Consider the following 1,518-nt stretch of genomic DNA (forward strand, 5'->3'; position numbering starts at 1 on the left):
GCGTCGGGTGAAGGTGCCTGCCAAGCGTACGAAGATCTCGGCAATGGCTGATGAAGCTATGCTGGTCGCAGACAAAGCACAGGCGCAACAGCAAGTCGCCCCTTCGGTTGTTGACGCTATTGCTGAAGCTGATGCCACCGCAGTCGCGCTTTCTTTCGCGCCGCAGGTACGTTCCGCACGGCGGACGCAGCAGGTCGCCACCTTGAAGCCGGGCGAGCGCTGCAAGCGTCGGCTTCCTCGGGCCCTCTGGTGACTTGATAGCCCTGGTTTCCGTGATACCTGACCCTCGTGAGGTTCAGGTCTCAAGGAGCACGGATGGCCATCGAAGCTGGCGAACAGGACGATCTGGTAGAGCTCACCACGCAGATCGTCACGGCCTTTGCCGCAGGCAATCATCTCCCGGCCGCCGAACTTCCGGGGTTGATTAGGGGCGTTCATGCGAGCCTTCAGGGGCTCACATCCAAGAATGCCCAGCCCGCTGAGCAGCAGCGCGTGCTGACGTCGGCTGAGATCTGGCGCTCAATCCAGCCTAACGGTTTGATCAGCTTCGAGGACGACAAGGCGTACAAGACGCTGCGCCGGCACCTCGCCCGGCTCGGCCTCACACCGGAGGCCTACCGGGCCAAGTGGGGCCTTCCTGTCGATTACCCGATGACCGCCTCGGCCTACTCAGCCCAGCGCTCGCAGCTCGCGCGTGATCTGGGCTTAGGCAGGTCGCGGAGTGCTGCGCCTGAGGCGCCCTCCTCTGCGGCGGGCGACGGGTCCACAGACAGAGACAATCCCTCGGCTGACGCAGAGCAATCAGTGACGCAGGACTCGATCCCAGATCCTGAGCAAGAAGATATAGCCGATGCTTTCGAGGAAGAGATTACCCGCGAGCCGTTCGACGAGGATGGCGTAGAACCCTAAGAGCCGGTCCGATAAGGGTCTGAGGCAGGGTTGAGTGGCCGGGATGGCAGTGATTCCAAGAGGGTGCTGAAACCTGACCTGGATCTGCCATGTGGACCCCGACCACCCGGCGGCAGCATAGCCGTGCGGGCCTGCGCTATGAAACCGACCTGACAGATGCCGAGTGGGCGGTGATCGCACCTCTGATGCCGGAGCCGGCGCCATGTGGCCGCCCGCCAGTCTGGACGACGCGGGAGGTCCTGAACGCCATCTTCTATGTGCTGCGAGGCGGTATCGCCTCGCGGCTGATCCCGAAGGACCTGCCTCCACGCAGCACGACGTTCGGCGACTTCGCGCGCTGGCGCGACGACGGGCTGTTCGGCCGGATCAACCATCACCTTGTCATGGTGGACCGCGAGCGGGCTGGTCGGCATGCCTCACCTACCGCCGCGGTACTCGATAGCCAGAGCGTGAAGACCACCGAGAGCGGTGGCCCGCGGGGCTACGACGCCGGAAAGAAGATCAAAGGCCGCAAGCGTCAGGCCCTGGTCGACACGGACGGGCGCGCTCTTGTGCTCGACCCACAGCCCGCCGACGTGCAGGATCGCGATGGGGCCGGACCGGTGCTGC

Annotated in this window: 3 protein-coding genes; all 3 read left to right on the forward strand. The window is 64.4% G+C overall.

The annotated features are described in order from the left end of the window. Window positions 1-253: hypothetical protein (locus CRT23_RS28995; protein WP_210202117.1), on the forward strand; the 253-nt coding region annotated here is incomplete at its 5' end. A gap of 62 nt (window positions 254-315) precedes the next feature. Further along, complete coding sequence (locus tag CRT23_RS27475) at window positions 316-909, forward strand: MucR family transcriptional regulator (RefSeq protein ID WP_103712629.1); 594 nt, start codon at window positions 316-318, stop codon at window positions 907-909. Between the two features lie 89 nt (window positions 910-998). Further along, the coding region (locus tag CRT23_RS27480) for an IS5 family transposase (RefSeq protein ID WP_146056565.1) at window positions 999-1,518 on the forward strand (520 nt) is incomplete at its 3' end.

The organism is Methylobacterium sp. V23 (assembly GCF_002917135.1).
In the GTDB taxonomy this organism is placed as follows: Bacteria; Pseudomonadota; Alphaproteobacteria; order Rhizobiales; family Beijerinckiaceae; genus Methylobacterium.

Bases quoted from the DNA above. Each gene is read 5' to 3' on its own strand.
- CRT23_RS27475 (WP_103712629.1), top strand. From the start codon at position 316: ATGGCCATCGAAGCTGGCGAACAGGACGATCTGGTAGAGCTCACCACG.